This window comes from Synechococcus sp. RS9909 (genome assembly GCF_014279595.1).
Taxonomy (GTDB): Bacteria; Cyanobacteriota; Cyanobacteriia; order PCC-6307; family Cyanobiaceae; genus Synechococcus_C.
In genome coordinates, this window is sequence record NZ_CP047943.1 from 1,333,799 (window position 1) to 1,356,789 (window position 22,991).

At 62.1% G+C, this 22,991-nt stretch carries 22 protein-coding genes and 2 tRNA genes; 8 read left to right on the forward strand and 16 right to left on the reverse strand.

Annotated features, from left to right (window positions below; all coding sequences use genetic code 11):
• Positions 1–8 precede the first annotated feature (8 nt).
• The 4 genes from SynRS9909_RS06760 (at position 9) to SynRS9909_RS14000 (ending at position 4,452) form a co-directional block, all read left to right on the forward strand.
• Complete coding sequence (locus tag SynRS9909_RS06760) at positions 9–689, forward strand: biliverdin-producing heme oxygenase (RefSeq protein WP_007102533.1); 681 nt, start codon at positions 9–11, stop codon at positions 687–689.
• 41 nt (positions 690–730) lie between these two features.
• Positions 731–2,092, forward strand: a complete 1,362-nt coding sequence (hemN, locus tag SynRS9909_RS06765; protein WP_007102532.1) for an oxygen-independent coproporphyrinogen III oxidase — start codon at positions 731–733, stop codon at positions 2,090–2,092.
• A gap of 13 nt (positions 2,093–2,105) precedes the next feature.
• The gene (locus SynRS9909_RS06770; RefSeq protein WP_007102531.1) at positions 2,106–4,250 is read left to right on the forward strand and encodes a sigma 54-interacting transcriptional regulator; all 2,145 of its coding nucleotides are present in this window, start codon (positions 2,106–2,108) and stop codon (positions 4,248–4,250) included.
• A gap of 67 nt (positions 4,251–4,317) precedes the next feature.
• A complete protein-coding gene (locus tag SynRS9909_RS14000) occupies positions 4,318–4,452 on the forward strand; it encodes an antitoxin (protein ID WP_007102530.1) in 135 nt (44 codons plus the stop codon).
• Between the two features lie 204 nt (positions 4,453–4,656).
• Here SynRS9909_RS14000 and SynRS9909_RS06780 read toward each other — a convergent pair whose 3' ends face one another.
• Together SynRS9909_RS06780 and SynRS9909_RS06785 are read right to left on the reverse strand one after the other, a co-directional pair.
• Positions 4,657–5,379 carry a LytTR family DNA-binding domain-containing protein gene (locus SynRS9909_RS06780; RefSeq protein ID WP_007102527.1) on the reverse strand — a complete coding sequence of 241 codons (723 nt, stop codon included), beginning with the start codon at positions 5,377–5,379 and terminating at the stop codon, positions 4,657–4,659.
• Positions 5,372–6,415 (reverse strand): sensor histidine kinase, encoded by a 1,044-nt coding sequence (locus SynRS9909_RS06785; RefSeq protein ID WP_162858331.1) that lies wholly within the window; start codon positions 6,413–6,415, stop codon positions 5,372–5,374. The genes SynRS9909_RS06780 and SynRS9909_RS06785 overlap by 8 nt, the downstream gene beginning before the upstream one ends.
• Before the next feature lie 242 nt (positions 6,416–6,657).
• On the opposite strand from SynRS9909_RS06785, the gene SynRS9909_RS06790 reads away from it, so the two are divergent.
• A complete protein-coding gene (locus tag SynRS9909_RS06790) occupies positions 6,658–10,062 on the forward strand; it encodes an Ig-like domain-containing protein (protein WP_071933967.1) in 3,405 nt (1,134 codons plus the stop codon).
• A gap of 109 nt (positions 10,063–10,171) precedes the next feature.
• Here the strand turns inward: SynRS9909_RS06790 and SynRS9909_RS06795 are convergent.
• The 12 genes from SynRS9909_RS06795 to SynRS9909_RS06850 form a co-directional block, all read right to left on the reverse strand.
• Positions 10,172–10,245: transfer RNA gene (locus SynRS9909_RS06795), tRNA-Pro, on the reverse strand.
• An 11-nt stretch (positions 10,246–10,256) separates the two neighbouring features.
• Positions 10,257–10,487: a DUF2811 domain-containing protein gene (locus SynRS9909_RS06800; RefSeq protein WP_038002016.1), complete on the reverse strand. Its 231-nt coding sequence runs from the start codon at positions 10,485–10,487 to the stop codon at positions 10,257–10,259.
• 439 nt (positions 10,488–10,926) lie between these two features.
• The gene (locus tag SynRS9909_RS06805) at positions 10,927–11,211 is read right to left on the reverse strand and encodes a DUF3104 domain-containing protein (RefSeq protein ID WP_038001369.1); all 285 of its coding nucleotides are present in this window, start codon (positions 11,209–11,211) and stop codon (positions 10,927–10,929) included.
• Positions 11,212–11,263: 52 nt separating this feature from the next.
• Positions 11,264–11,746: a flavin reductase family protein gene (locus tag SynRS9909_RS06810; RefSeq protein ID WP_007102520.1), complete on the reverse strand. Its 483-nt coding sequence runs from the start codon at positions 11,744–11,746 to the stop codon at positions 11,264–11,266.
• A 299-nt stretch (positions 11,747–12,045) separates the two neighbouring features.
• Positions 12,046–12,399, reverse strand: coding sequence for a lysozyme inhibitor LprI family protein (locus SynRS9909_RS06815; RefSeq protein WP_240307789.1), 354 nt, complete (start codon positions 12,397–12,399; stop codon positions 12,046–12,048).
• 58 nt (positions 12,400–12,457) lie between these two features.
• A tRNA-Met gene (locus SynRS9909_RS06820) sits at positions 12,458–12,531 on the reverse strand.
• A 36-nt stretch (positions 12,532–12,567) separates the two neighbouring features.
• Positions 12,568–13,572 (reverse strand): M23 family metallopeptidase, encoded by a 1,005-nt coding sequence (locus SynRS9909_RS06825; RefSeq protein ID WP_007102517.1) that lies wholly within the window; start codon positions 13,570–13,572, stop codon positions 12,568–12,570.
• Positions 13,573–13,680: 108 nt separating this feature from the next.
• A complete protein-coding gene (locus tag SynRS9909_RS06830; RefSeq protein WP_007102516.1) occupies positions 13,681–14,166 on the reverse strand; it encodes a tRNA (cytidine(34)-2'-O)-methyltransferase in 486 nt (161 codons plus the stop codon).
• Positions 14,163–14,729 (reverse strand): bifunctional adenosylcobinamide kinase/adenosylcobinamide-phosphate guanylyltransferase, encoded by a 567-nt coding sequence (locus SynRS9909_RS06835; RefSeq protein WP_007102515.1) that lies wholly within the window; start codon positions 14,727–14,729, stop codon positions 14,163–14,165. The genes SynRS9909_RS06830 and SynRS9909_RS06835 overlap by 4 nt, the downstream gene beginning before the upstream one ends.
• Positions 14,716–15,858 (reverse strand): proton extrusion protein PcxA, encoded by a 1,143-nt coding sequence (gene pxcA / locus SynRS9909_RS06840; RefSeq protein WP_007102514.1) that lies wholly within the window; start codon positions 15,856–15,858, stop codon positions 14,716–14,718. Before pxcA ends, SynRS9909_RS06835 begins: the two co-directional genes overlap by 14 nt.
• A gap of 20 nt (positions 15,859–15,878) precedes the next feature.
• Positions 15,879–16,550, reverse strand: coding sequence for a photosystem II repair protein Psb32 (gene psb32, locus SynRS9909_RS06845; protein ID WP_007102513.1), 672 nt, complete (start codon positions 16,548–16,550; stop codon positions 15,879–15,881).
• A gap of 33 nt (positions 16,551–16,583) precedes the next feature.
• Positions 16,584–16,991 (reverse strand): tellurite resistance TerB family protein, encoded by a 408-nt coding sequence (locus SynRS9909_RS06850; protein WP_007102512.1) that lies wholly within the window; start codon positions 16,989–16,991, stop codon positions 16,584–16,586.
• Between the two features lie 68 nt (positions 16,992–17,059).
• Here SynRS9909_RS06850 and SynRS9909_RS06855 point away from each other — a divergent pair, with 68 nt between their 5' ends.
• On the forward strand, positions 17,060–17,719 hold the full coding sequence (locus SynRS9909_RS06855) for a cofactor assembly of complex C subunit B (protein ID WP_007102511.1): 660 nt from the start codon (positions 17,060–17,062) through the stop codon (positions 17,717–17,719).
• Here the strand turns inward: SynRS9909_RS06855 and lptC are convergent.
• Positions 17,655–18,833, reverse strand: coding sequence for an LPS export ABC transporter periplasmic protein LptC (lptC, locus tag SynRS9909_RS06860; RefSeq protein ID WP_007102510.1), 1,179 nt, complete (start codon positions 18,831–18,833; stop codon positions 17,655–17,657). The genes SynRS9909_RS06855 and lptC overlap by 65 nt on opposite strands.
• Positions 18,833–20,377 (reverse strand): methionine--tRNA ligase, encoded by a 1,545-nt coding sequence (gene metG, locus SynRS9909_RS06865; RefSeq protein ID WP_007102509.1) that lies wholly within the window; start codon positions 20,375–20,377, stop codon positions 18,833–18,835. The genes lptC and metG overlap by 1 nt, the downstream gene beginning before the upstream one ends.
• Before the next feature lie 87 nt (positions 20,378–20,464).
• Between metG and SynRS9909_RS06870 the strand changes: the two genes are divergently transcribed.
• Entirely contained in the window at positions 20,465–21,112 is a 648-nt protein-coding gene (locus SynRS9909_RS06870; protein ID WP_007102508.1) for a Mo-dependent nitrogenase C-terminal domain-containing protein, read from the forward strand.
• A complete protein-coding gene (locus tag SynRS9909_RS06875; RefSeq protein ID WP_007102507.1) occupies positions 21,109–22,923 on the forward strand; it encodes an FAD-dependent oxidoreductase in 1,815 nt (604 codons plus the stop codon). Before SynRS9909_RS06870 ends, SynRS9909_RS06875 begins: the two co-directional genes overlap by 4 nt.
• Positions 22,924–22,991: the final 68 nt, after the last annotated feature.

Consider the following 22,991-nt stretch of genomic DNA (forward strand, 5'->3'; position numbering starts at 1 on the left):
TCGTTGCCATGACCGCCAGCCACTCGATTTCCGATCACGCCAAGCCCGCCGATGCCGACATGCGTCGCGGCTTTGGCCCCAGGGTGCGCAAGCTGCACAGCCGAATCGGCAAAGCGCATCACAAGGCCGAAGGCATGACCTTCTCCAGGGCCCTTCTCGCCGGTGATGCGTCGCCTCGCCAGCTGGCGGCCCTGATGCGGGCGCTGGCGCCGGCCTATGCCTTCCTTGAGCAGGAAGGGCCCGATCTGGCCTTCTCGCTCGGATCCGATTCGATTCCCTGGCACGATCTGGCCCGCACCACCGCCCTGTGCCACGACCTTGCCATCCTCGCCAGTGTTACCGCCACGCCGGCATCGGCGGCGGCGGCGATCTGGATGGAGCAATTGCAGCAGTTGGCCCGCCAGGCCCCCCATCGGCTGATGGCCCATGTGTACGTGCGCTACGGCGGCGATCTCTCCGGCGGGCAGCAATTGGCGGCCCAGGCCAACGCCATCCTGCACAAGGCCGGCCTTCCCGCCCTCAGCTTCTGGTCGTTCTCGGCACCGATCACCGAGCTCAAGCTGGCGCTCCATGACGGCTTCGAAGAAATGGAACTGTCCGCAGCCGAGGAGGAGGAACTGCTGGATGAGGCGGTGCAGGCCTTCCACGCCACCCAGCGCCTGCTGGCGGAACTGGCCCAGCTCGACTGATCACCCCAAAGCACCTCCACCGCCAACACCCAGCCATCGCCATGACAGCAACGCCCCAGACCAGCCGTGCCCTCGCCTTGCTGCTCAAACACGATCGGCCGGTGCCCCGCTACACCAGCTACCCCACCGCCGCTGCGTTTTGCGCCGATGTTGGCGACCTCCAGTTGCGGCAACAGCTGGCGGACGTCACAGACGCGCCCCTGTCGCTGTATGTCCATGTGCCCTTCTGTCGCCATGCCTGCTGGTACTGCGGCTGCAACCGGATCACCACCCAGCTCGGTTCCAAGGTGGTGGAGCCCTATCTCGCCTCGTTGGCACAGGAACTGGAGCTGATCACCGAGGCCATGCCCCAACGGCGGCGACTGTCGCAGATGCATTGGGGCGGCGGCACCCCGAACTATCTCAATCGCGAGGAAACGGCCCAGCTCTGGGAGTTGATTCGTCGCCATTTCGATTTCGACGACGACCTGGAGGCCTCGATTGAGGTCAACCCGGAAGGTCTCAGCCGCGATGCGGCCTGCCAGCTGCGGGAGCTGGGCTTCAACCGCATCAGTTTCGGCATCCAGGATGCGGATCCGGATGTGCAGAACGCCGTGAACCGGGTGGTGCCGGAAACCCAGTTGCGCTGCGCGATGCTCTGGCTACGGGAAGCGGGGTTCGAGAGTGTGAATGTGGATCTGATCTGTGGTCTGCCCCTCCAGACCCCGGAGCGCTTCCATCGCACGCTGGAGCTGGTGCAGGAGCTGCGTCCGGATCGGATCTCGCTCTTTTCCTTTGCCTACCTGCCCGAGCAGTTGCCGATGCAGCGGAAGATTCAGGCGGAAGATCTCCCCAGCCAGCGGCAACGGCTGAGCATGCTCGAGCACGCCAATCAGCTTCTCTGCGCCAACGGCTACGACGCGATCGGCATGGACCATTACGCGCTGCATGACGATGGTCTGGCGGAGGCCGCCCGGGAGGGCCGGCTGCATCGCAACTTTCAGGGCTACACCACTGGCGGTGAGCTGGATCTGCTCGGGATCGGGCCGAGCGCGATCAGCCAGTTCCGCCATCTGTTCAGCCAGAACGAACGGGATCTCAAGGCCTATGGCGCCGCTCTGGCCCAGGGGCAGTTGCCCGTGGAACGGGGTCTGGTGGTGACCGATCCGCAGGTGTTGCAGCGCCGAGAGCTGATCCGCGAGGTGATGTGTCAGTTTGAAGTGCAGCTGCCGCCAACCGGTTTTGAGCAGGAACTGGCTGATTTCAAGCGGTTGGCGTGCGATGGCTTGGTATGTCTGAGCCAGGGTGCCGATGGAAGCATCACCGTGCGCGTGACCAAGGATGGCCGCTGGTTGATCCGCACGATCGCTGCCGTGTTGGATCCGAATCAACGGCACAAGGCCAGCGGCTCGCGGTTGATCTGAGCAGGCCGCGGTGATGCCGCCTGATCAGCTTGCAACCACCACCCTGCAGCGGCTGGCTCCCTACCTGGTGGCGCGGCCGCGACGGGGCGTGGTGGGCACCAGTCGCCAGGCCAAAGAGTTGCGGGAGGCGATCCGCAGCGCTGCCGCCAACCAGGAGCGCCAGGCTGTGTTGCTCTTCGGCGAACCGGGCCTGGAGAAAGACAACCTGGCGGCGCTGATTCATTTCGGATCTGCGGATCGCCATCGCCTGATGCTGCGGATCGATGGCGCGCGGATGCGTTCGGATGGGGCGGACCTCTTCGGGTCCACGTCCCACGCGGAAGAGCCGCCCCTGTTGCAGCTGGTGGCTGATGGCTCTCTGCTGATCGACAACCTGGATCAGGTGCCGGAGCCGGCCCGGCAGGCCTTGCTCGATCTGGCCCGCACCGGTGCCTGGCGTCCGGTGGGCTCCACCAATCCGCCGCATCGGTTTCAGGGACGCCTCTTCTTCACGGCCGAAACCAGCCAGACGCCTTTTGATGCTTGCTGCAGCGTGATTCGGGTGCCGCCCCTGCGGGTGCGGCGTCAGGATCTGGGCGAATGGTTGCGCTATGGCGTGCGCCAGCGCAGCCGCAGTCTCGGCTGGGAGCCGGCGCCGGAGGTGCCGATGGCGGTGGTGAAGCAGCTGCAGACCCATGAGTTCCCCAACAACCTGCGTGAACTGGATGCGCTGATCGATCGAGCGATCCAGCAGGTGCGCCATCAGGAGTCCCATCAAGCCCACCAGAACCGAGCGGGGCGGCCACCGAAACAGTTGCCGGAGGAGGTGTTCTGGACGTCACCGCGGCAGGAGAACGCCCGCTTCGATCTCTGGCGCTGGAAACCGCCACTGCGCGATTGGATGCGATCTCCCCGGCTCTGGAACGGCCTGCTCTTCGGCCTGGTGAGCTGGGTGTTTGTGCTGGTGAATCTCTGGCTCTGGCTGGGCCCCCAGGATCGGGCCCACAACGGCGCCCTGAATCTGTTCTGGGCCTGGTGGTGGCCCTTGATCCTGATCGGCTTTCCGCTGGTGGGTCGGCTCTGGTGTTCCTTCTGCCCGTTCATGGTGTGGGGGACGATCACGCAGCGCCTGGCGCAAAGGCTGGGCTGGGAGCCGCTGGCCTGGCCCCGAGGTGATCACGACCGCTGGGCCTCGCGTTGGCTCAGCGCTGGTTTCGCGTTGATTCTGATCTGGGAAGCGGTGTGGGACCTTCCCAACACGGCCTGGTTGAGCAGTTGCCTGCTGCTGTTGATCACCGCTGGTGCCGTGATCGGCTCCCTGCGCTTAGAAAAGCGGTTCTGGTGCCGCTACCTCTGCCCGATCGGTGGCATGAACGGCCTGTTCGCCAAGCTTTCAATCCTGGAGCTGCGCGCCCAGGCCGGCATCTGCAGCGGCAATTGCAGCAGTTACGCCTGCTTCAAAGGCGGTCCGGCGGAAGGGGAGGGTCTGGCCACGGAGGGTTGCCCGCTCGGCACCCATCCCGCCCACCTGCGCGACAACCGCAACTGCGTGCTTTGCCTCAGCTGCGCCCAGGCCTGTCCGCATCGCTCGGTGCGTCTGGCAATCCGGCCGCCGGCGGCGGATCTGCAACGGGAAATGGTGACTCCAGCGGGAGAACCGGCCCTGCTGCTGATCCTGCTGGGAAGCGTCGCCCTGGGCCATTGGCAGCGCCTGTGGCCGTGGAGTGGTCTCGCTCCAGCCAGCCTCAGCGAAGGACCCTTGCTACCGCGTCTTGCTGTGGCATCGGCGACGTTGGCCCTGCCCGCCCTGTTGTTTTGCCTCGCCCGGCCGTTCGTGAGTGGGATCCGGCTTGAACGCTGCCTGTACGGCTTGCTGCCGTTGGTCTGGGCCCTGCTGCTGGCGCACCATCTGCCGCTGGGGATGACGGAAGCGGGACTGTTGCTGCCCGTGAGCCTGTCGCCCTGGCCTGGCGTTGCGGCCCTGCCCTTGCCCCACTGGCAGGCTCAGCCCGCGGTGATCGGCTTCTGCCAGAGCGGTGTGGTCGCCCTCGGCGCGATCTGGAGCCTGGTGATCCTGCGCCGCATGTTCAGCAGCCGCCTGAGCGCCTGGACCGGTGCCTCCACCCTGATGCTCACTCTGGCGATCTGTGGCCGCTGGCTGGTGAATGGATCGGGGTAGAGGCTGCGGCCAGCCCAAGCAAGATCACGCCGTCTACTCTTATGCGTACACACCTGGAGGCGGGGTGATGGCGGGGGTTCCCAGTCGGGTCTTCATGATCTGCAACAGCCAAGCGGTGCGCATTCCAGCCGAGTACAGGCTCAACACGGATCGCGTGCAGATCAGCCGCACCGCCGATGGCGATCTACTGATTCATCCCTGACCCACCCAGCGGGGCCAGGCGCTGCTGCAGACCCTGGCGGGTTTCGATGCCGATTTTGCGACCTGCCTTGAGCACCAACAGGCTCAATGAGGCCCGCATCCAGGGCTTGCGCCTCGAAGACTGGGTCTCAGGCTGGGACAACCACTGTGAGGACAATCCCTGAGAAGTGGATCGGGGTAGGGACGGCTGCAACGTGGCATGGGCTCATTGGTTCGCCAGCAGCTCCTTGAGGCGCCGGGCTGCAGTGGGCCCGATCGCCAGTGGCTGCTCAAAGCCATGAAACAAGAGCAGCGTGAGCGAACGGGACACGCGCTTCACGGTGCGCAGCGCCGCCAGGCTGATGATCGTGGAACGATCAAGACGTGGAAATTGATCCTCCGGCAACACGCCATCCCACTCGCCAAGCAGGCGGTTCAACACCAACGGATCACGATCCAGCAGCTGGAGATGTGAGCTTTTGCCCATGGCTACCACCCACAGCACCGCATCCAAGCGGATCTGATCGCGCCAGCCTGAGCGATCAAGCCAGAAGCCTTCGGTGTCACTGAAGCCGGGATCGTTAGCATCGGCGTCGCTCCTCGCCGCAAGCAATCGCTCCAAGCAGAGGCTGAGCCGCTCTGGACGAATCGGCTTGAGCAGGTAATCGCGCACACCGGCATCAAAGGCCTGGATGGCGAAATCGCGGTAGGCCGTGGTGATCACCACCTGGCAGGTTTCGGGAAGCATGGATAGAAGCGCTGATCCGTGGACGCTTCCGAGGCGAAGATCCAGAAACACAAGATCTGGTGGCGACGCCTGCACCGCAGCAATAGCCTGCTCCAGGCAATGTGCCTGGGCCTGCACTCTCACCTGGGGATGCTGCTGCAATAAGGCCATGAGATGCCTCATGGCAGCGGGCTCATCCTCCACCAACAAGGCCTCAAGCATGGCTGAGCTGTCCCTGCCTGACGGGTAACTCCACCGTCACATAGGTGAGATCATCGTTGTTGCTGACGCGCAATGTGGCAGCCGACCCATAGAACAAATCCAGTTGCTGTCGGATCGCCTCCAAGCCGTAGCCTCCCCCATGGGATCCCTGCCAGCAACCTGTATTCGCCACAGACAAGATCAGGCGCTGGCCCTCACAGCGACAGCGCACCTGAATCCGTAGCAAGCCATCGAAACCAGGAGAGCCATGCTTGAACGCATTTTCCACCAGGGGTTGCAGCAGAAACCGAGGCACCCGGTGCTGCAGCACGTCCTTGTCAACAAGGAATTCTGAGCGAAACCGTTCAGCAAAGCGAAGCTCCTGAACACCGATGTAGCCCTCGAGAGCATCCAGTTGCAACTGCAAAGGCTCCAGCAACTCAGGCTTTGCGATCGTGTAGCGAAGATAATCTGCCAGGGCGTTTGATCCATCCTGCACCGCATCGGGATCATGGCGACATGAGGCGATGGCGGTGAGACTATTCAACAAAAAATGGGGCTGAAATGCTGAGGTGAGAAAGCGCAACTGGGCTTGAACCAACGCCTTTTCCTGCTGGCCTCGCCTGACTTCGCTGTGCTGCAGGTCACGTGCATTCAGAAACAGAAGGAAAAATCCAGCCCAAACCAGAAGACGTAGAAGTAACCCGCCATACGTAATCCAGGTTTTCGCGGCGAATTGCAAATCCGTAGAGGCATATCGATCAGCGCTGATCGGCAGCAGACGCATCAAGCCATGCGCAACGCCAATCAGGAGGCTGACGAACAGAACCATGCTGACGAGCAAGACCACGGTTCGTCGCCTGCTCCGCAGGACGCTCCAGCCTGGATTGCACAGGAACCGTCGTTGCATCCAAGCGCAGAACAGGAACCCAGGAATCGCCCAAAACAACATCAATGCAACGCCGGATTCGGGCTGGATCGGCACATTCGCCCAACCCCAGGTGGTGGCAAAGGCATCAAGACCGATGACGAGCCAGAAGAGGGCGTTGAATAACAACAGACGATGGGTTCGAATCCAGCCGTTCCATTGGCGCCACCTCATCGTCAACATGATTCAGCGTGCAACAACGTGAGCATGCCATGGATCCAGGTGCCATGGCGCCAGCAGTCGTCGCCCTCGCCCCATGCTGATGACACATTCATTCCCTGAAACGACCGATTCATTCCAGGCAGGCCCATCAGTGCTTGCCGGTGCGGGCATGCATTCACTAAGAGTGCGTTTACTGCTTACCGACATCGATGACCAACACAGCAGCCCTGTCAACGTTGTGCGTCGCCCAGAAGGCTGGAACTCCAACTGGTGTGCTGCTGGTGGCCGATGGCAGCTGCGCCAAGATCCGCGAGCTCCTGGCGGAAGCGCTGGTGCCTGTGCTCTGGCTGGACGGCACTCAGGATCCGCTGCAGATCGTGACCGCCGCGTTGGCAGAACGGCGGCGGCAGGGCCAGCCGGTGCAGACGCTGCACTGGGTGAGCCATGGGCGGCCGGGAGTGCTGCAGGTGGGCGCAACGTGCGTTGATCGAAATGCCCTGCTGGTGGCAAGCAAGCAACTGATCGAATGGCAGGTGGATCAACTTGCGTTCTGGGCTTGCGATTACGGAGTCGACAAGTCTGTCGTGGGCCTTTGGGAGGAAGTTGTAGGTGCGTCTGTTTACTCATCAGGGGGCACATTGGGCCTCGACACTGACGGCCAAAAACACTGGACTCTCGATTCGAAACGGACCAACAAAACAATCATTTGGCCACGGCATTTCGGCGACACGAACACATGGAAGTACCAACTAGGGATTGTGTCTTACGCGACTTTTGAGGAAGGACCTTCTGAAGACAGTGAGCCATTATCAAATAGTGAGCCTATTGCAGGTGTTGGCCATGCAAGTATGTTTACGTCCTTGCCAACTGGCGTTCTCGACTCCATTGATAATCTTAACTATGAAAACAATAACGATTTTTCATTCTTAGATGAAAAAATACTCGCAGATTTTGTCTATATTTCGCTTCCAGAATCACTGCCAAGTGCTGAACAAACCAGCAATCTAAAAGAATTTGTTCAGTCCGGAGGAACACTGCTTATCAATGGGGAGATGTCTAGTAGCAGTTGGGCCGATATCAACAAAAATTTTTCTCAAATACTTGAAGATCTTGGATCTTCAATTTCGATAAGGGAATCACCAATAAGCGTGAAAGATGATAATTTATTTGCAACAAAAGAAACTGATGAATCACTAATAGAAATTGGTAACTTTGATATTACATCGGGATTGCAAAGTGTAAAAACTGGAACTTTTGGTGTCCTTGATATCGACAATGAATCCGCTGAAGCGATTCTAGTTACTAGCAACTCAGAAGCTAATATCGTGATGGCTAGTGAGTCCATTGGCAGCGGCAATGTGATCGCATTTGCCGACATCAATATCTATGATAAAAACTCACCTGACAATATTAATCTAATCAGCAATATTATCATCCAGTCGAAACAAAATCTAGCCAACGCAAATTCTGTACCGGTGAACACTGTTCCCGGGGCTCAGAGCGCCACTGAAGATACCGCTCTCTCCATCACTGGCATCAGCGTAAGTGATGCGGATGGCAACCTCGCTACCACCCAGCTCAGCGTCACTAACGGAACGCTCACCGTTGACATCAACGATGGTGCCACGATCAGCAGCGGCAGTAACAACTCCGCCGATCTCACTCTCAGTGGCAACCAAACGCAGATCAATGCAGCTCTGGCAACACTCTCATACACACCAATAACCAATTACAACGGTAGCGATACCCTCACCGTTGTCAGCACCGATTCTGGTGACGCGCCTCTAAGCGACACCGATACGGTGACCATCACCGTCAATGCCGTCGATGATTCGGCCGTCGTTTCCGGCGATATCACCGGTTCAGGCGATGAGGACACCACCACCGCAATCACAGGCACACTCAAGGCCACGGATGTCGACGGACTCACCGATGGCACTGTTTTCTCCATTGCCGATGGCAACGGCCCGGCCAATGGCACCGCAACGATTGATGAGGCCTCCGGTGCCTGGTCCTATGTGCCGAATGCCAATTTCAATGGCACCGATCAATTCACCGTCACCATCACCGACGATCTGGGCGGCACCACACCTCAAACGGTGACCATTACCGTCAATGCCGTCGATGATTCCGCCGTCGTCTCTGAAGGCACCACAGACTCCGGATCCGCCCCCAGTACAGTAGCCGACGACTCCACCCAAGTCTCTGTCGCATCAAACGGCGGCACTCAAACTCCAGCTGCTCAAATTGTAACAACATCAGAAGTTGCCAATGGCAGTAGCTTGAGCAACTTACGTGACCTTGAAATCGCCCTCAGCAATAAAGCTATCGACTTCGAGGTTGAGCTTGACGATGATACTTCAACCGCAACCGCCAATATCCCCCTTGCTGTCCTTGAGGATGACCTCACGCTCACATCAGACGATGGAGAGCGTGATTCCTCCATCGCACCGATTTACTACGCCATTAATGACCAGGGTGCTCTCACACCCCTTTCCTACGACCCCCTCGTCAATGCCGGTGCGCGCTTCTACGACACCGATGGTGATGGCATCGCTGATTTCCTCTCACTGACTCTGGTTGATGGCGGATTCGGCGACAAGGATGGTGTCAAAAATGGAGTGATCGATGATCCCTCTGCACTGGGCACCGTCACCCTCGATCCCGTGCTCACCGCGCTCGACAACGGCTTTCTTCAGGTGGCTGATGCCACCAATGCTGCGCCCGCTGCCCTCGCCCTGCAGGCGTCCCTCACCAGTCGCGCCAATGCCGTGACGGAAATCGGTTACGTGATCCTCAACGCGGGCGAGGAGGCCTCCACCGTCAGCGACATCACCGCCCTCCAGGAGCGCGCTCACCTCCTCTTCTCCGCCCTGGAAAACAACGACGTCACCCTCGCCGAGGCAATGACGTTCAACAGCGAGTTCTTGCTGCGCAACGGGCAGAGCATCCGCTTGTTCGCGGTGACCAACGGCACTCTCGCCGATCTCACCAGCCTCGATGATTCACGCGTCTCCTTCCTTGATGGCAGCGTCGATGCCACCACTGGTGCGGCCTCCTTCTCCAGCGCCAGCGGCATCGGCTTGGATCTGACCCTGCTCAACAGCGATCAGAACCTCAGCGCTCTGATCGCCCAGGAGCAACACTCGGTACCCCTGCTCGATTTCACCGCCTTCACCAACGACGAAACCATCACCGGCACGATTGTTCAGGCCCGGGAAGCCGCATACGACGCCGTCACCGGCTTCTATCGCGTGCTCGACACTTCCGGCAGTGTGCGTGCCGCCGATGGCTCCCTGCTCACGCCCGGGGATGCCGGCTATGCCGCCGCCGCTCTGCTGGAGGCCAATCGCATCAGCGCTCTTGGCGATCTCTCCATCGCTGATGGTGAATCCTCGTCCACCGCGTTCAGCCTTCAGGACTCCTCCTACATCGCACCCTTTGCCCAGGTGGAAGGCAACACCTTCTTTGCCTTCGCTGATGCCAACACCGATGGCCTCTCCCACTTCCGCTCCCTCGGCACCAACCTCTTTGGCCTGGAAGACCAACTCGGTGGCGGTGATCTCGATTACGACGATCACATCGTCGGTTTCAACGTTGAGTCGATCTCCTAAACCACATCGTTGATCGGCGGCCATGTCCATGCCTATGGCCTCAATCACCCCTGCCCACCTCTGCGGGCAGGGGTAGCGCCTGCGGATCGGCTGAACCCTGAGAAGTGAGTCGGGGTAGAGGGATTTGAACCCCCGGCATCCTGCTCCCAAAGCAGGCGCGCTACCAAACTGCGCTATACCCCGGAGTTACCACTCTAACGCCAGGGTTGTTCGCTGCTGAGGTCTGCGCTCTGGCGGCGGAACAGACCACCCAGGTAGTGACGCACCACTGAACGCTCCTTGCAGCCCTGCTGAAACAGGAATCCGGCGATCGCGGCCTGCACCAGGCGGTACTGGTCCCACTGGGGGTGGTCAGCGATGAACATCCCCATGGCGCGATAGAGATCCTCCGGCAACTGGTTTTCCACACTCACGTGAACCGGGATCGCATCAGGTGTCTCCTTCAACTCGCTCTCTCGCCGTCAACCCATCCATCACGCCACGGCAACCGGTGGACTGTCAAAACAGCTACACGGGAAGCGACGCAGCGGCTGCGGCCGAGCAGATTGCCGGCCATTACTGGGTTTTGGGGATGCCGATGTGTGCTGGGACACCATTCGGAGGCGGCCTGGAGCCCGCCGTCAAGGGGAGAGAGGGTTTTCCCGAGCTGCCCGCCACATCCCCGCTTGGCCATTCGATTGCCGTGATTGCACCTGTGGAAAAGCTGTGGAAACGATCGAATGTGAGGGGGAAAGGAGCTCTGTTCAAGGCTGCTGATCGATCCGCTCCGCTGGCTCAGCAATCGCGATCAGCAGCAGCGCCAGGATCAGGCAGTGCACCATGCCGCCCCGTCAATCCAGGCTTCGTCGGACCCATTGCTGTTCGTCATCCATTGGTGTTTTCCATCAGCACCTGAAGGATCAGATCGGCGTTGACCCAGCGGATCACGCCACTATCCACATCGGCGATCTGAAACAACGTCCAGGCCTTGGGATCCCGGGCGCCGCCACTGCAATGCACCACCTGACCCATCCACCAGTCCTGATCCAATGCCTCACCAGGAAGCGGGTCATGGCGCACGACCACGGTCATCCCCGGCTGCAGCTTCAGGAAGTCCGGGGGTGATTCCGCCGGCAACGACGGCGGTGGAGACAAGTGGTCAACCGACATCGAGATGGTGCGCCTGTACTACAAGCTACGCGAAAGTTGGTGGTCTGGCGAATCAGCCGCCGTAGGACCAGCCGGTGCTGCTGAGCTCCAGCGCTTCACCATCGCGGTGGAGTGTGGCCGTTTTCACCTCCCCCACAAACACGGTGTGATCGCCATGGGCGACCTGGCCCACCAACGCACACTCGACGGCGCCGAGGGCCTCCTTGAGGATTGGCAAGCCCAGGTCACCGAGGCTGTAGGGCGCGGCTTCAAAGCGACCACCCACCCCCTGTTGTGGCTTGAAGAACACGGCCGCCAGCTCCTTTTGATCCACCGCCAGCACGTTGAGCGAAAAACGGCCGGTGCGCTGGATCATGCCGTTGCTCGTGCTGTCGGCTCGAACGGCCATCACCACAAGAGGTGGTTCAAAGGAGCCCTGGGTCACCCAGCTGGCGGTGAAGCCGTTGATCTCCTCGCCTTCGGCCACGCCGCAGATGAAGAGGCCATGGGGGATCTTGCGCAGCAGGGTCTTTTTGGCCTCGGCATTCAGGGGCATGGAGGTCACCACAACAACTCCATTCATCTTGGCGAGGGAGGGAATGGGGTGTCGGTTCAGGCGGCATCATCACTGGAGAGTTTCGTGCCTATTCGGAAGCAACTGACTCCGGTGGTCGCCGTGCGCTGAGAACGATTCCCTCCAGTTGCCACTTCGGATGAATGGATTCAAAAGCGGAACTGGGTGCCGACCACCACAATCAACAGTGGTTCAATGTCTTGGCAATGGTCAATCTTGGGGGTGAGGGAGTAGCAAGACTCCTTGCGGTTCACTAAAGAGCGCGTTTTGAACATTGCGGCTCAATTGCCCAAGCCTCTGAACTCCTTCAGGAGTGCCCGATTGAGGTTGTCATCACAGCCCACCACCAGCTGCGGATAGATCGTTCCTTCCAGGTAGGAGGCATAGGCGGCAGCGCATAAGGCCTTTGTGGCGTCTTGCCACTGCTGCATCAGCTCAGGGGACACCTTCTCGCGCAACTGGGCATCAGATCGTCTCCAGGCCTGTTCAGCGCAGTAGCGCATTTCAGGTGTGGTGTCGCCAGGGCACTGAATCGCGGCAGGCTGGGCACTGACGACATCGGGGAACAGCGTCAGGCCGGCAACGAGAAGCAAGCGCTTCAAGGCTTCACTGACGCAGGTATGCGAAAACGTCATCTTGAATGCTGTCATGGTGTTGCAGGGCAAGAGGCACCTGATTCACCATGCAAACAAATGGCTCGGGGGAGACTTGAACTCCCGACCTTGGGGTTATGAATCCCACGCTCTAACCAGCTGAGCTACCGAGCCGTGTGAAAGGAGTTTAAACGATCGCCAGAACGGCCTTCAGGCGCGGCGGCTGGGCAGGAACGGCATGGGGTCGGTGGCGGCACCGCCGGGCTTCCGGATTTCGAAATGGAGGTGCGGCCCAGTGCTGCGGCCCGTGCTCCCCATCAACGAGATCGTGGTGCCCTGGGGCACCATCTGGCCCTTGCGCACGACCAGTCGGCTGTTGTGGGCATAGCGCGTGGCCGTGCCATCACCGTGGGCCAGCTCAACCAGATAGCCGTAGCCACTGCTCCAGCCGGAGAACACCACGAGGCCATCCTTGGCGGCCACGATCGGCGTGCCGACGTTGTTGGCAATGTCGATTCCTTTATGCATGCGCCCCCAGCGCCAGCCATAGCCGGAGGTGAACACGCCCTTCGCCGGCCAGATGAAGGCCTGACGCTCAGCCTGGGGGCGAGAGGCGCCTGGCAGGTTGGGCAGGTCAGGCCAGCTGGCACCACCAGAGACACTGGGGCGAATCGCCAACAACTGCCGCGGTGCGGCTTCGGCCACACGCACGGAGGACCCCACCACCAGGCGGGCCAGGTCCATGCCTGGGTTGAGCTTGCGGAACTGGGTGAGGCTCAGACCATGGGCCTTGGCAATCGTGGCAATGGAATCGCCACGCTGCACCTTCACTTCCGCGACTGGTGCCGGAGGAGCCAACACGGGCGCCGTTCTGCGGATGCTGGAGGTATCGAGGGAGAGGCTGCGGCTAAGACGGCGTTCCACCTTGGTGGGCAGGATCAGCCACTGCCCTTTGCTCAGTGTTGCCGAGGGCGCTTGCTCGTTGAGTTCAGCCAGAGCGATGAGCGGCAGATCCAGTTCAGAGGCCAGCGCTTCCAGGCTGGTGTCACGACTGGTCTGGATCCAGAACTTGGTCTGCAGGGTGGGCAGCGAGGCCAGGAGTTGTTGCTGGCTGACTGGTCTTGCCCCATCGGCGATACCAGGCTGGTGCCCAAGGGCAATCAAGCCAAGAACGGGAAGCGCTGACGTGGTGGTGAGAACCAGCAGGGGCTTCATACCAAAAGGAGGAAACAACAACTCCGGAGAAGCCGCCACGACCCGGAGACGCGCCGAAAGTAACGGGCCGAACACCCCGGTGCAAGGGGGCGTGGTTCAGCCTGTCAATCACCACAAGCCGAGTTGCAGACCAGCCTGGAAGCTCACAAGCGCAGCTGCCACCGACAGATTGAGGCTGCGCACCGCTGCACCACCGGGCATCGGAATCGTGCAGAGCTGGTCGCAGCGGCGACGCACGCTCTCCGGCAGGCCGAGATCCTCCCGACCAAACAGCAGCACATCCCCCGGTTCAAACCGCATCTGAGGCAGGGCCGTGCCGCCATGGCGACTGCAGCCGATCAGGCGGAACGGCGTGGGCAGGGCTTCGAGAAAAGCGTCGACATCGCTGTGGCTGCTGAGCTGCACATGGGGCCAATAGTCGAGACCGGCCCGTTTGAGATAGCGATCCTCAAGGCTGAAGCCCAACGGCTCGATCAGGGCCAGGGGTAGCTGGAAGGCCGCTGATGTGCGGGCGATGTTGCCGGTGTTGGGCGGGATCTGCGGCTCATACAGGGCGATGCGCAGGGGGGCAGCCGTCAACTTGGTTGTCGTCATGGCACCCGCTGCCCCACCTCGTGCAGATCGATGGCGCGGCCCTGCACCACCAACCAGCTGCGGCTGGATAACGCCTCGAGACGTTGGGCCAGAGCGCCGAGCCGATCGCGGAACAGGCCGCCGATCGCGGTGGGGGGCACCAGGCCCCAACCCGTCTCTTCAATCACCAGCACCACCGGTTGCTTTCGGATCTTCAGAGCACTGAGCAGATCCGACACGCTGGCGTGCCATTGGGCCTCGGCCTCCTCCAGGTGCCAGGCCACAAACCCACCGAGAGAATCAATCAACAGGGCCCGATCCGCTGCAATTGTCTCCAGGCCTGACGCCAAAGCAGGGCCGCATTCGAGCAGCTGCCAGGCCTCGGGTCGACGCAGACGATGCAGGCGCAAGCGCTCCTGCCAGGCGGGATCCTCGGGCCTGGGATCGGAGGTGGCCACGTAGGTCACGGCGGCATGGTGGCCGAGCAGGTGTTCCGCCCAACGGCTCTTGCCGCTCCGGCTGGGACCACTCACGAGGATGAGATCCCGCACGCCGCAGGCCTCAAGCCGATCAACCACCCCCATTCATGCCGCGCAGCGTTGCCACGGAGGAGGGGCTGACGCGGTTGAGATAGCGGAAGATCCAATACTTGAAGATCGTCGCCAGGATCACAGGGAAGGTGGCGATGAACAACAGGATGAAGTTATCCCGTGCCGGAAACCCGAAGTGATTGGCGATGCCATCAAGCAGCACCGTCCAACCCTCCGGGCTGTGGAAGCCCACGAAGATGTCGGTGAAGAGGATGATCGCGAAGGCCTTAGCGGAATCACTGAGGCCATACACCGCTTCATCAAAGAAGCCACGCAGCACCCGCAGTTCCTCCCGACTCACCAGACACACGCCCACGAAGGCAAACAGGGCGGCAATGTCTGAGAACACATTCTTGACGGCGTGGGTGCTCTCGGAATCCGCCTCCTCCTTCAGTTCCTCAGCCTTGGTGCTGAGGGCCTGTTGCAGGTCTTCCTCACTGGGAATGCCCTTGCCGCGCAGAAGCGCATCGAATTCAATCTCCGCCTTATACACCCGCAGTTTCTCCACCGCCTGCTCCTCCAACTGCGGTTTCGGATAGCTGAGGAACGGAAGATCGGGGGCGTAGCGATCCACCAGGGGGCTGATCACATAGGTGCGGCTCACCTGTTGCACCAGCAGGGGCACCAGGATCAACAGCAGCAACACCTTGAGTGAGATCAAGGTGGAATCACGGCGTCGCCGGAATCCGGCCACCAGGGTCGCTTCGGCGGTGGGATCCAACTGACGCCGCACGGTGTCGACCACACCGAGCAGAGAGCGGGGCAGCGGATCAGGCGCCCGGCTCATGGTGGGGGCGGCCGCTGTGCGTCGCGGTGAATAGCGACTCACCACACTTTCAATCAGCTGCAGCTGACGCAGCTCCTGCATGTCGAGCTGAGCGCGTTGCCCCTCGAGTTTGTCGAGGCTGGTGCGACACACACTCAGGGCCGCCCGGAACTTGCGCAACACGGTGGCCTGCACCGAGCGAGGCACCGATAGCTCAAGGTCGGTGCGGATCGGACGATCGCCGTAGTACTCCAGCTCCAGGCTCTGGATCAGCAGGGCGGCTTCGTAGCCCCGATCCAGATCGCTGTTCACATCGCGGTCGTTCGCCCGACCGAAGGTGCTGATCCAGTTGCGCATGATCGTATTCTCAGGCGAGGTCAGCGGGAGAAGACCCACCAGGTGGCCATCGGCACGATGGTGCCCACCACCAGCAGCACCACCACCCAGGTGAAGGCATTGCTGCTCTGGGTTTCCTCTTTGGAGGGAATGTTGGTGGGCAGGGTGGTGCGCTCCACCTCCACCGGCGGACCGGGGTCTTCACCGCCATCGAGCACCACGGCGAGACGCTCGATGCCATCCAGGCTGGCCTGCCGGTAGCGATCACCATCCCGCAGAGGCTGGCTCATGGTGGTGCGCCCGGTGCTGCGCAACAACTCGGCGGGCAAGCGCTGGCTGAGGGAGGGATCGGCCACCACAGCGGCCTGCTTGTTCTGGGCCTCGATCAGAAACAGCAGGATCGGATCACTGGAGCCCTGGCTCGACCATTGCGCAATCAGATCCTCTCCGAAGGCGGGAAGGCTGAGGCCGTAGTCGAGCCGACGCACGGTCACCAAGCGAGCATCGAGGCGCTGTTCATCAAGCTGATCCAGCCTGGCGCTGAGTTCACTGCGGCTGGCGCGGCTGAGCACATCCGCAGCATCCAGCACCGGGACTTCCGGAGCCACCACAGGAAAATCCTGAGGCGCCACCGCCAGGGCCGCAGGCACCAACAACAGCAACGACAGGCAGGCGGCGGCGAGTCCGGCCAGCAGCTTCGAGATCCTCGGCATCGGTGGAAAAGGCCTGATGCGGGCAGTCTGCCGTCAGTCGGCCAGGCTGTCGCGGTTGAGGGCCATGATCGCTCCGATCACAGCCTCGGCGCGACCTTCCGGCAACACCAATTTGGCGCCGAGTTTGCTGAGAAAATCAGCTTCTGACGCTCCCACCTTGCGATCGGCATGCACCAGCTGGGCCGCCACCGCCAGGGCGGTTTCCTGCTGATGGGGCTTGAGCTGGGGCAGGGCCTGGGTGATCAGCTGATCGATCCCCTGCTCCCGCAACACGGTCAGCAGCGTGTCAAACAGCGCCGCCATCTCCTCTTCGCTCCGGTCTTTGTAGGGCGAGCGATATTCGAGTTGGCGCCGCAAGGCGTGCGCTTCGTCCTTGCCAAGGACGCCATCACAGGCCACGGCTCCGAGAGCCACGGCGGCAAAGGCTTCGGCCTCAGTCATCCCTGCTGGTGCGTGCGCCCCCATTTGAGCAAGAGTGCAGCGATCTGACAGCCTTTTCGCGTCCCTTCATGCCAACCGCCGCCCGCATCACCCTGACTGCCGGCGTGCTGGTGCTCGTTCTGGCCGTAGTCAACGGCGTCACGGCCGCAACGATCGAGCCAAGCCTGCAGCGGGCGGAGGTGATCGCCGGCCTGGCCGGGGTGGGGCTGATGCTGGTGGCGGTGCTCTGGACCCGCGCCGTGCCCCGGGCGGCGGAGGCGGTGGCACTGAATGCGGAGCAGGGCTTTGTGCTCAAGCCGGATCTCACCGGGGCGGAACGGCTCGAACTGGCCTGGGGCAGCCAGATGCTGCTCACCGCCACCTCCGCCGCCACGATCCTGGTGAGCTGGGACGGGGAGGTACTCCTGAGGCGGGGGCTGATCAGCGATCGCCCGTTTCACCCCGGCGCGATCTGCAGCCGCGCCCGGGAGCAACAACAGCTGGTGTCGCTGGTGAAAACGGCGCTGTATCCCGGCCGCGACGAATTTGATGCGGTGGTGCCCCACTTGCCGGCCGTGATGGTGCATCCCCTCGGCCAGCGGGGCTGGGTGGTGCTCGGCGGCTGGTCGGAACGCTGCTTCAGCCGCGCTGATGAGCGTTGGTTCAGCGGTTGGTGCGTACGGCTCAGAACGACACTGGAGCCGGCTTCCGCTTCTGCTCAGGGCCTGGACGACTCTCCTCCAGGCTGAGCTGGGAGCGCACCTTGTCGCCCGGGGCGGAGAACACCACCAGACCTTTCTTGCCCACCTTGCCCTCAAGCCTCTGGCTGCGGGTGATCTGGTCATTGGCCTGGCGCCGCAACACCACCTGGCCTTCGGCGAGCACCGCGTCATCGCTCCAATTCCAGAGGCATCGCTCCGCATCGAGCTGATCACCGGGCTGCTTCAGGCGACAGCCACCGGTCACCAGCACGGTGGTGTCCTTGAGGTTGACGCGGAAGTTCTGGCCGCTCAGGCTCGATTGCTCCATGCGGGCCTGAAACGGTTCGCTGCTGGTGAGGGTCTCCTTCTGAAAGTTCCAACGGGTGGTGAGGGCCTCAAGCACGCCTTGGCGTTTGGGGATCCGCACCTGCACCGGTTCGATCAGATCGATGAATCCCTTCTGGGTGTTGCCCGTGAGCCGACTGGCCTGCAATTGCTGCAGGGTGTTCTGGTCATCCCGCCGCTGACCGAGGACGGGTCCGCGGGCCTTGAGATCACCATCGCCGAGATTCCAATCGGCCAAACCAGTGCGGATTACCGTGGTGGGATCGGCTTGTTTGTTGACCTTACCGGTCCATTGTTCGAGCTGCACCACGCCCTTGAGCGTCAGTTGCTGGGTGTCCTGGCGCAGCTGGGCCGTGGTGGAACGGATGCGACTGCTGGCGTCATCGGCCTGGGGGCGTTGTTCCATCACCAGAAGGGATTGGCCCGGGGTCCAACGCAACCGATCGCCGCGGATCAACACCTTCTGGCCCTGCAGCTGCTGCAACTGCACCTGCCCCTCCAGGATCACGAGCTCGCCGTCGTTGAACACCATCGCCGACTGGGCACGGATTGAAAAAGCCGGTCGGTTGTTGCGATACAACAGCCCGGCAGGATTTCGGGCCCGCACCAGGCGCTGCCTCACGTTGTAACGGGCCTCAGGGCTGGTGAGATCCCAATCGCGCTGCCCATCCGCCTGTTTCTGACGCAGGTCGAGGGAGCGGAACACGAACGGGGGCGTCTCCGGCGTGGAGATCTCGGGTGACGACTGGCAACCACTCAGAACCAGGGGCAGCGCGAGCAAGCCACCGGCCAGGGCTCGCCCAGGGATGGGGTGCATCAGAGAGGAGCGTCGAGTTCGAGGCGGGCCATCACCGGCTGGGGCTGGGTCAGGGGAGAACCGGCTCTCAGCTTGCCCCAGATCAACCGCTCCTTCCAGGTGGAAGCCACAGGCGCTTCACCGAGTTGGTCGAGGATGCGCTGACTCAGATCTGGCACCAGGGGCTGCAGCAACAGGCCCACGAGCCGGCAGCACTCGAGCACGGCGTAGAGATCACTGGCCACGCTCGCCTCGTTGCCGGGTTGCTTCATCTGGCGCCAGGGTGCCTGCGCATTGAGATACCCATTGGCCTGGATCGCCAGGGAAAGAATCGCCTCACAGGCCTGCTGAAAGTGCAACTCGGGCATCGCCTGCCGCACCCGTTCGATCGTCTGCTCCGCGTCGGCCTGAAGCGCATGCCCCGCAGACGCGGTGGAATCGATCGGCGGCACGGCGTCGTTGAACCATTTACGCGCCATCGACGCGGTGCGGTTGAGCAGATTGCCGATCGTGTTGGCCAGATCGTTGTTGACCAGATCGGTGAAGCGTTGCTGCTGAAAGTCACCGTCGTCGCCGAATTGAATGTCGCGCAGCAAATACCAACGCACCGCATCGGCGCCGCAGCGCTCCAGCAACACCTCGGGATCGAGCACATTGCCCAGGGATTTGCCCATCTTCTGGCCTTCTCGGGTGAGAAAACCGTGGCCAAACACCCGTTTTGGAACCGGCAATCCGGCCGACATCAACATCGCCGGCCAATACACGGCATGAAAGCGGAGGATGTCTTTGCCGATCACCTGCACATCGGCAGGCCAACCCGCTGCGCCCAATCGGTTCAGATCCACATCGCCACCGTCGTCGAGCAGGGCGGTGAGATAGCCGAGCAGGGCATCAAACCACACATAAAAGGTGTGGCCCTCGTGGCCGGGAACGGGCAATCCCCATGCCACATTGACGCGGGAAATCGAGAAATCGCGCAAACCGCCCGCCACAAAATTCTGAATCTCCTTGCGGCGGCTGGCGGGTGCGATGAAGCCCGGTTGGTTGATCAGCGTTTCGATCCGCTCCTGGAAATGGGACAGGCAGAAGAAGAGGTTCTCCTCATCGCGCCATTCCAACGGCTTCTGGTGCAAGGGGCAGCAGGGCTCCTTGGCCTCAGCAGGCTCGTCTTTGAATTCCTCGCAACCGACGCAATACCAGCCGGTCTGGCGGCCGCTGCGAATGTCGCCGGCCGCTTCACAGCGCTGGAAGAAGGCTTGCACCAGGGGGCGATGGCGCGGCTCAGTGGTGCGCACGAAGCGGTCGTTGCTGATGCCCCACTGCCGCCAGGCCTCCAGATAGCGGGCGGTGATGCGATCGCAGTGCTCGCGGGGTTCGATCCCCTGCTCTGCTGCGGTGCGTTGGATTTTCTGGCCGTGTTCATCGACACCGGTCACAAACAGCACCGTTTCCCCCTCGAGCCGCTGAAAGCGGGCCAGGGCATCGCAGGCGATCGTGGTGTAGGTGCTGCCGAGGTGGGGGCGGTCGTTGACGTAATAGAGCGGCGTTGTGAGGCTGTAGGTCATCGCTTCGGCGGTCGCTCCCGGCCTCAGGCATGACGCTGGATCCTAACGACCGCTCTTCGCTGCACTCTCCAACCGCGATCGTTCCCCATGGCCTCCCCTGAGCCGCTCGATCCCTCGCTCCAGGTCTGGTTATCAGCCCTGCACCAACTGGCCCTGGCCGATGGCGATTTTGATGCGGAGGAGCGGCGGATGCTCGCCGAACACCTCTCGGAAACCCTGCCGGAATCAGCGCTCGATTGGGAGGCGCTGGAGCCGGTGGACGACGGGGAACTGTCGCGCCTGCTGGCGGCGGATCCCACCGTGGCCGAGCAGTTTCTGCGCACCGCTGTGGTGGTGGCCCTCGCCGACGGCCATCTCAGCCGCTCTGAACTCGATCTGCTGCAGCACTGGGCCGATCTGCTGGGTTGTGATCAGGCGCCGCTGGCGGGCCTCAAGCCCTGCATCGACCACCTCAGCGACGACGATTGGCAACCTCTGGAGCCTCTCAAGCATTGGCTGGATGATCTCGACCCCAGCGATCCGCGGGTGGCGGGCTTCATTGTGAACCTGATCCCGGCCCAGTGTCCGTTTGAACGCGACATCGTGCTGTTCGGCCACAAGCTGGTGCACATCCCGCCGATGTGCAAACTGAATCCGCTTTACGACCAACTGGTGGGGCTTCGTTTCCGCTGCCTCGGCCATCTTCCGGAAGAGCAACAACTGCGGATCTGCCGCAAAGACTCCGCCCAGGCATGAGCGCCTCCCTCGACTCAGTCGATGTGCTCGTGTGGGGCGGCGGCACAGGCGGGGTGGCGGCAGCGATCCAGGCGGCCCGCGGGGGCACCTCCACACTTCTGTTGACTCCTGGCCCCTGGCTCGGCGGGATGGTGAGCGCCGCCGGGGTGTGCTGCCCGGATGGCAACGAGCTCACCCCCTGGCAGACGGGCCTGTGGGGCGCCTTTCTGCGGCAACTGGAGCGACGTGAGCCTGAGGGGCTCGATCACAACTGGGTGAGCTGTTTCGGTTACCGGCCCACCACCGCGGAGCAGATCCTCCAGGACTGGGTGGCTGCTGAGCCAAGGCTGGTCTGGTGGCCGGGATGCCGGTTGCTGGAGGTGGAGCGAGAGGGGGCGTTGATTCCCGCTGTGCGCGTTGAAGTCGACGGAGAGCAACGCCGGGTTGGCTGCCGGGTGGTGATCGATGGTAGTGATCGCGGCGATCTGCTGCCCCTGGCCGAGGCTCCCTTCCGCTTCGGCTGGGAGCCCCAGGAGCAGTGGGGTGAACCGAGTGCCCCCAGTGCCGCGCGGCTCAACACGCAGCCCTTCTTCCGCGAGCAGCCCGTGCAGTCGCCCACCTGGGTGGTGATGGGGCAATTGCAGAGTGAGTACCTGGAGGCGGATCCAGTCCGCGGCATTGATCCCGCCGCTGGCCCCCAGCTACCAGCACCGTTTGAAAGCGCCTGTGAGGCCTTTGGCCTGGAGCGCACCCTCAGCTATGGCCGCCTGCCCGGTGGCTTGGTGATGCTCAACTGGCCGCTGCATGGCAACGACTGGCACTGGGGCCTGGAACGGGCCTTTGAGGGGAATCCACAGCAGGAAGCGGAGCTGTATGACGAGATGCAGGCCCTCAGCCTGCGTTTTGCCGAAGCCTTAAAAGAAGCAAGCGGAGGCTGGCTGCAACTCGGCGATGCGTTTCCTGCCGAATCAGGCAGCCCGTCCCCCTGGCTGGCGGCCATGCCCTATTGGCGGGAGGGACGTCGCATGGTGGGACGCGCCACGGTGATCGAGCAGGATCTGCTGCCCCTTGGCGAGGGGGCCTCGTGCGCTGCCTTGCCGCGCGATGCAGCCGGTGCGCTGCAATCGATCGCTGTGGGCACTTACGCCAATGACCATCACTATCCCGGGCCGGATTGGCCCTTGGCAGCCAAGAGCTGCCGTTGGGGTGGGCGCTGGACGGGGACGCCGTTCTGTATCCCCTACGGAGCGCTGGTGAGTGCCGAGATCGACAATCTGCTGGCGGCCGATAAGGCGATCAGCACCAGCCACATGGCCAATGGCGCCACACGACTGCAGCCGTTGGTGTTGAACGTGGGCCAGGCGGCCGGAGCAGCGGCAGCGCTGGCGGTGCAATCAGGACGACGGCCGGCGCAGGTGAGAGCTGACGACCTGCAAACACGCTTGCTGAGCGATGCCCACGCACCAGCGGCGGTGGTGCCCGATTGGCACACGCCCTGGCATCACCCGCAATGGCGTGAGCGTCAGTTGCAGTTCCTCAACGGCACCAGAGATGAGACGATTGGCCTCACGCACGAGCAGCCATTCATCAGACAAGGGCAACCAGCGAGTCCGCACTTGCAATGTCTGAGAGGTCTGGTGGAACCGATGCCAGACCAGACCTATCGCCTCGTTCTGAGTGATGGAGCAACAGTGCCGATCATCACCCTCGAGCCAGCTGTTGAGCACTCACTCCACGCGGTCTCGAAACCGGAATACAACGTTGTTGAGGGGACATGGAACCAGGCTGGCCCATGGTTTTTGGTGACGCGATGGGGTGAGGTTGAGCCTTGACCAACAGCAAGCCAGGACAGCGCGCGCTTGAGGCTGCTCTCAGCCAGATCAACCAATTCGACTGGCGA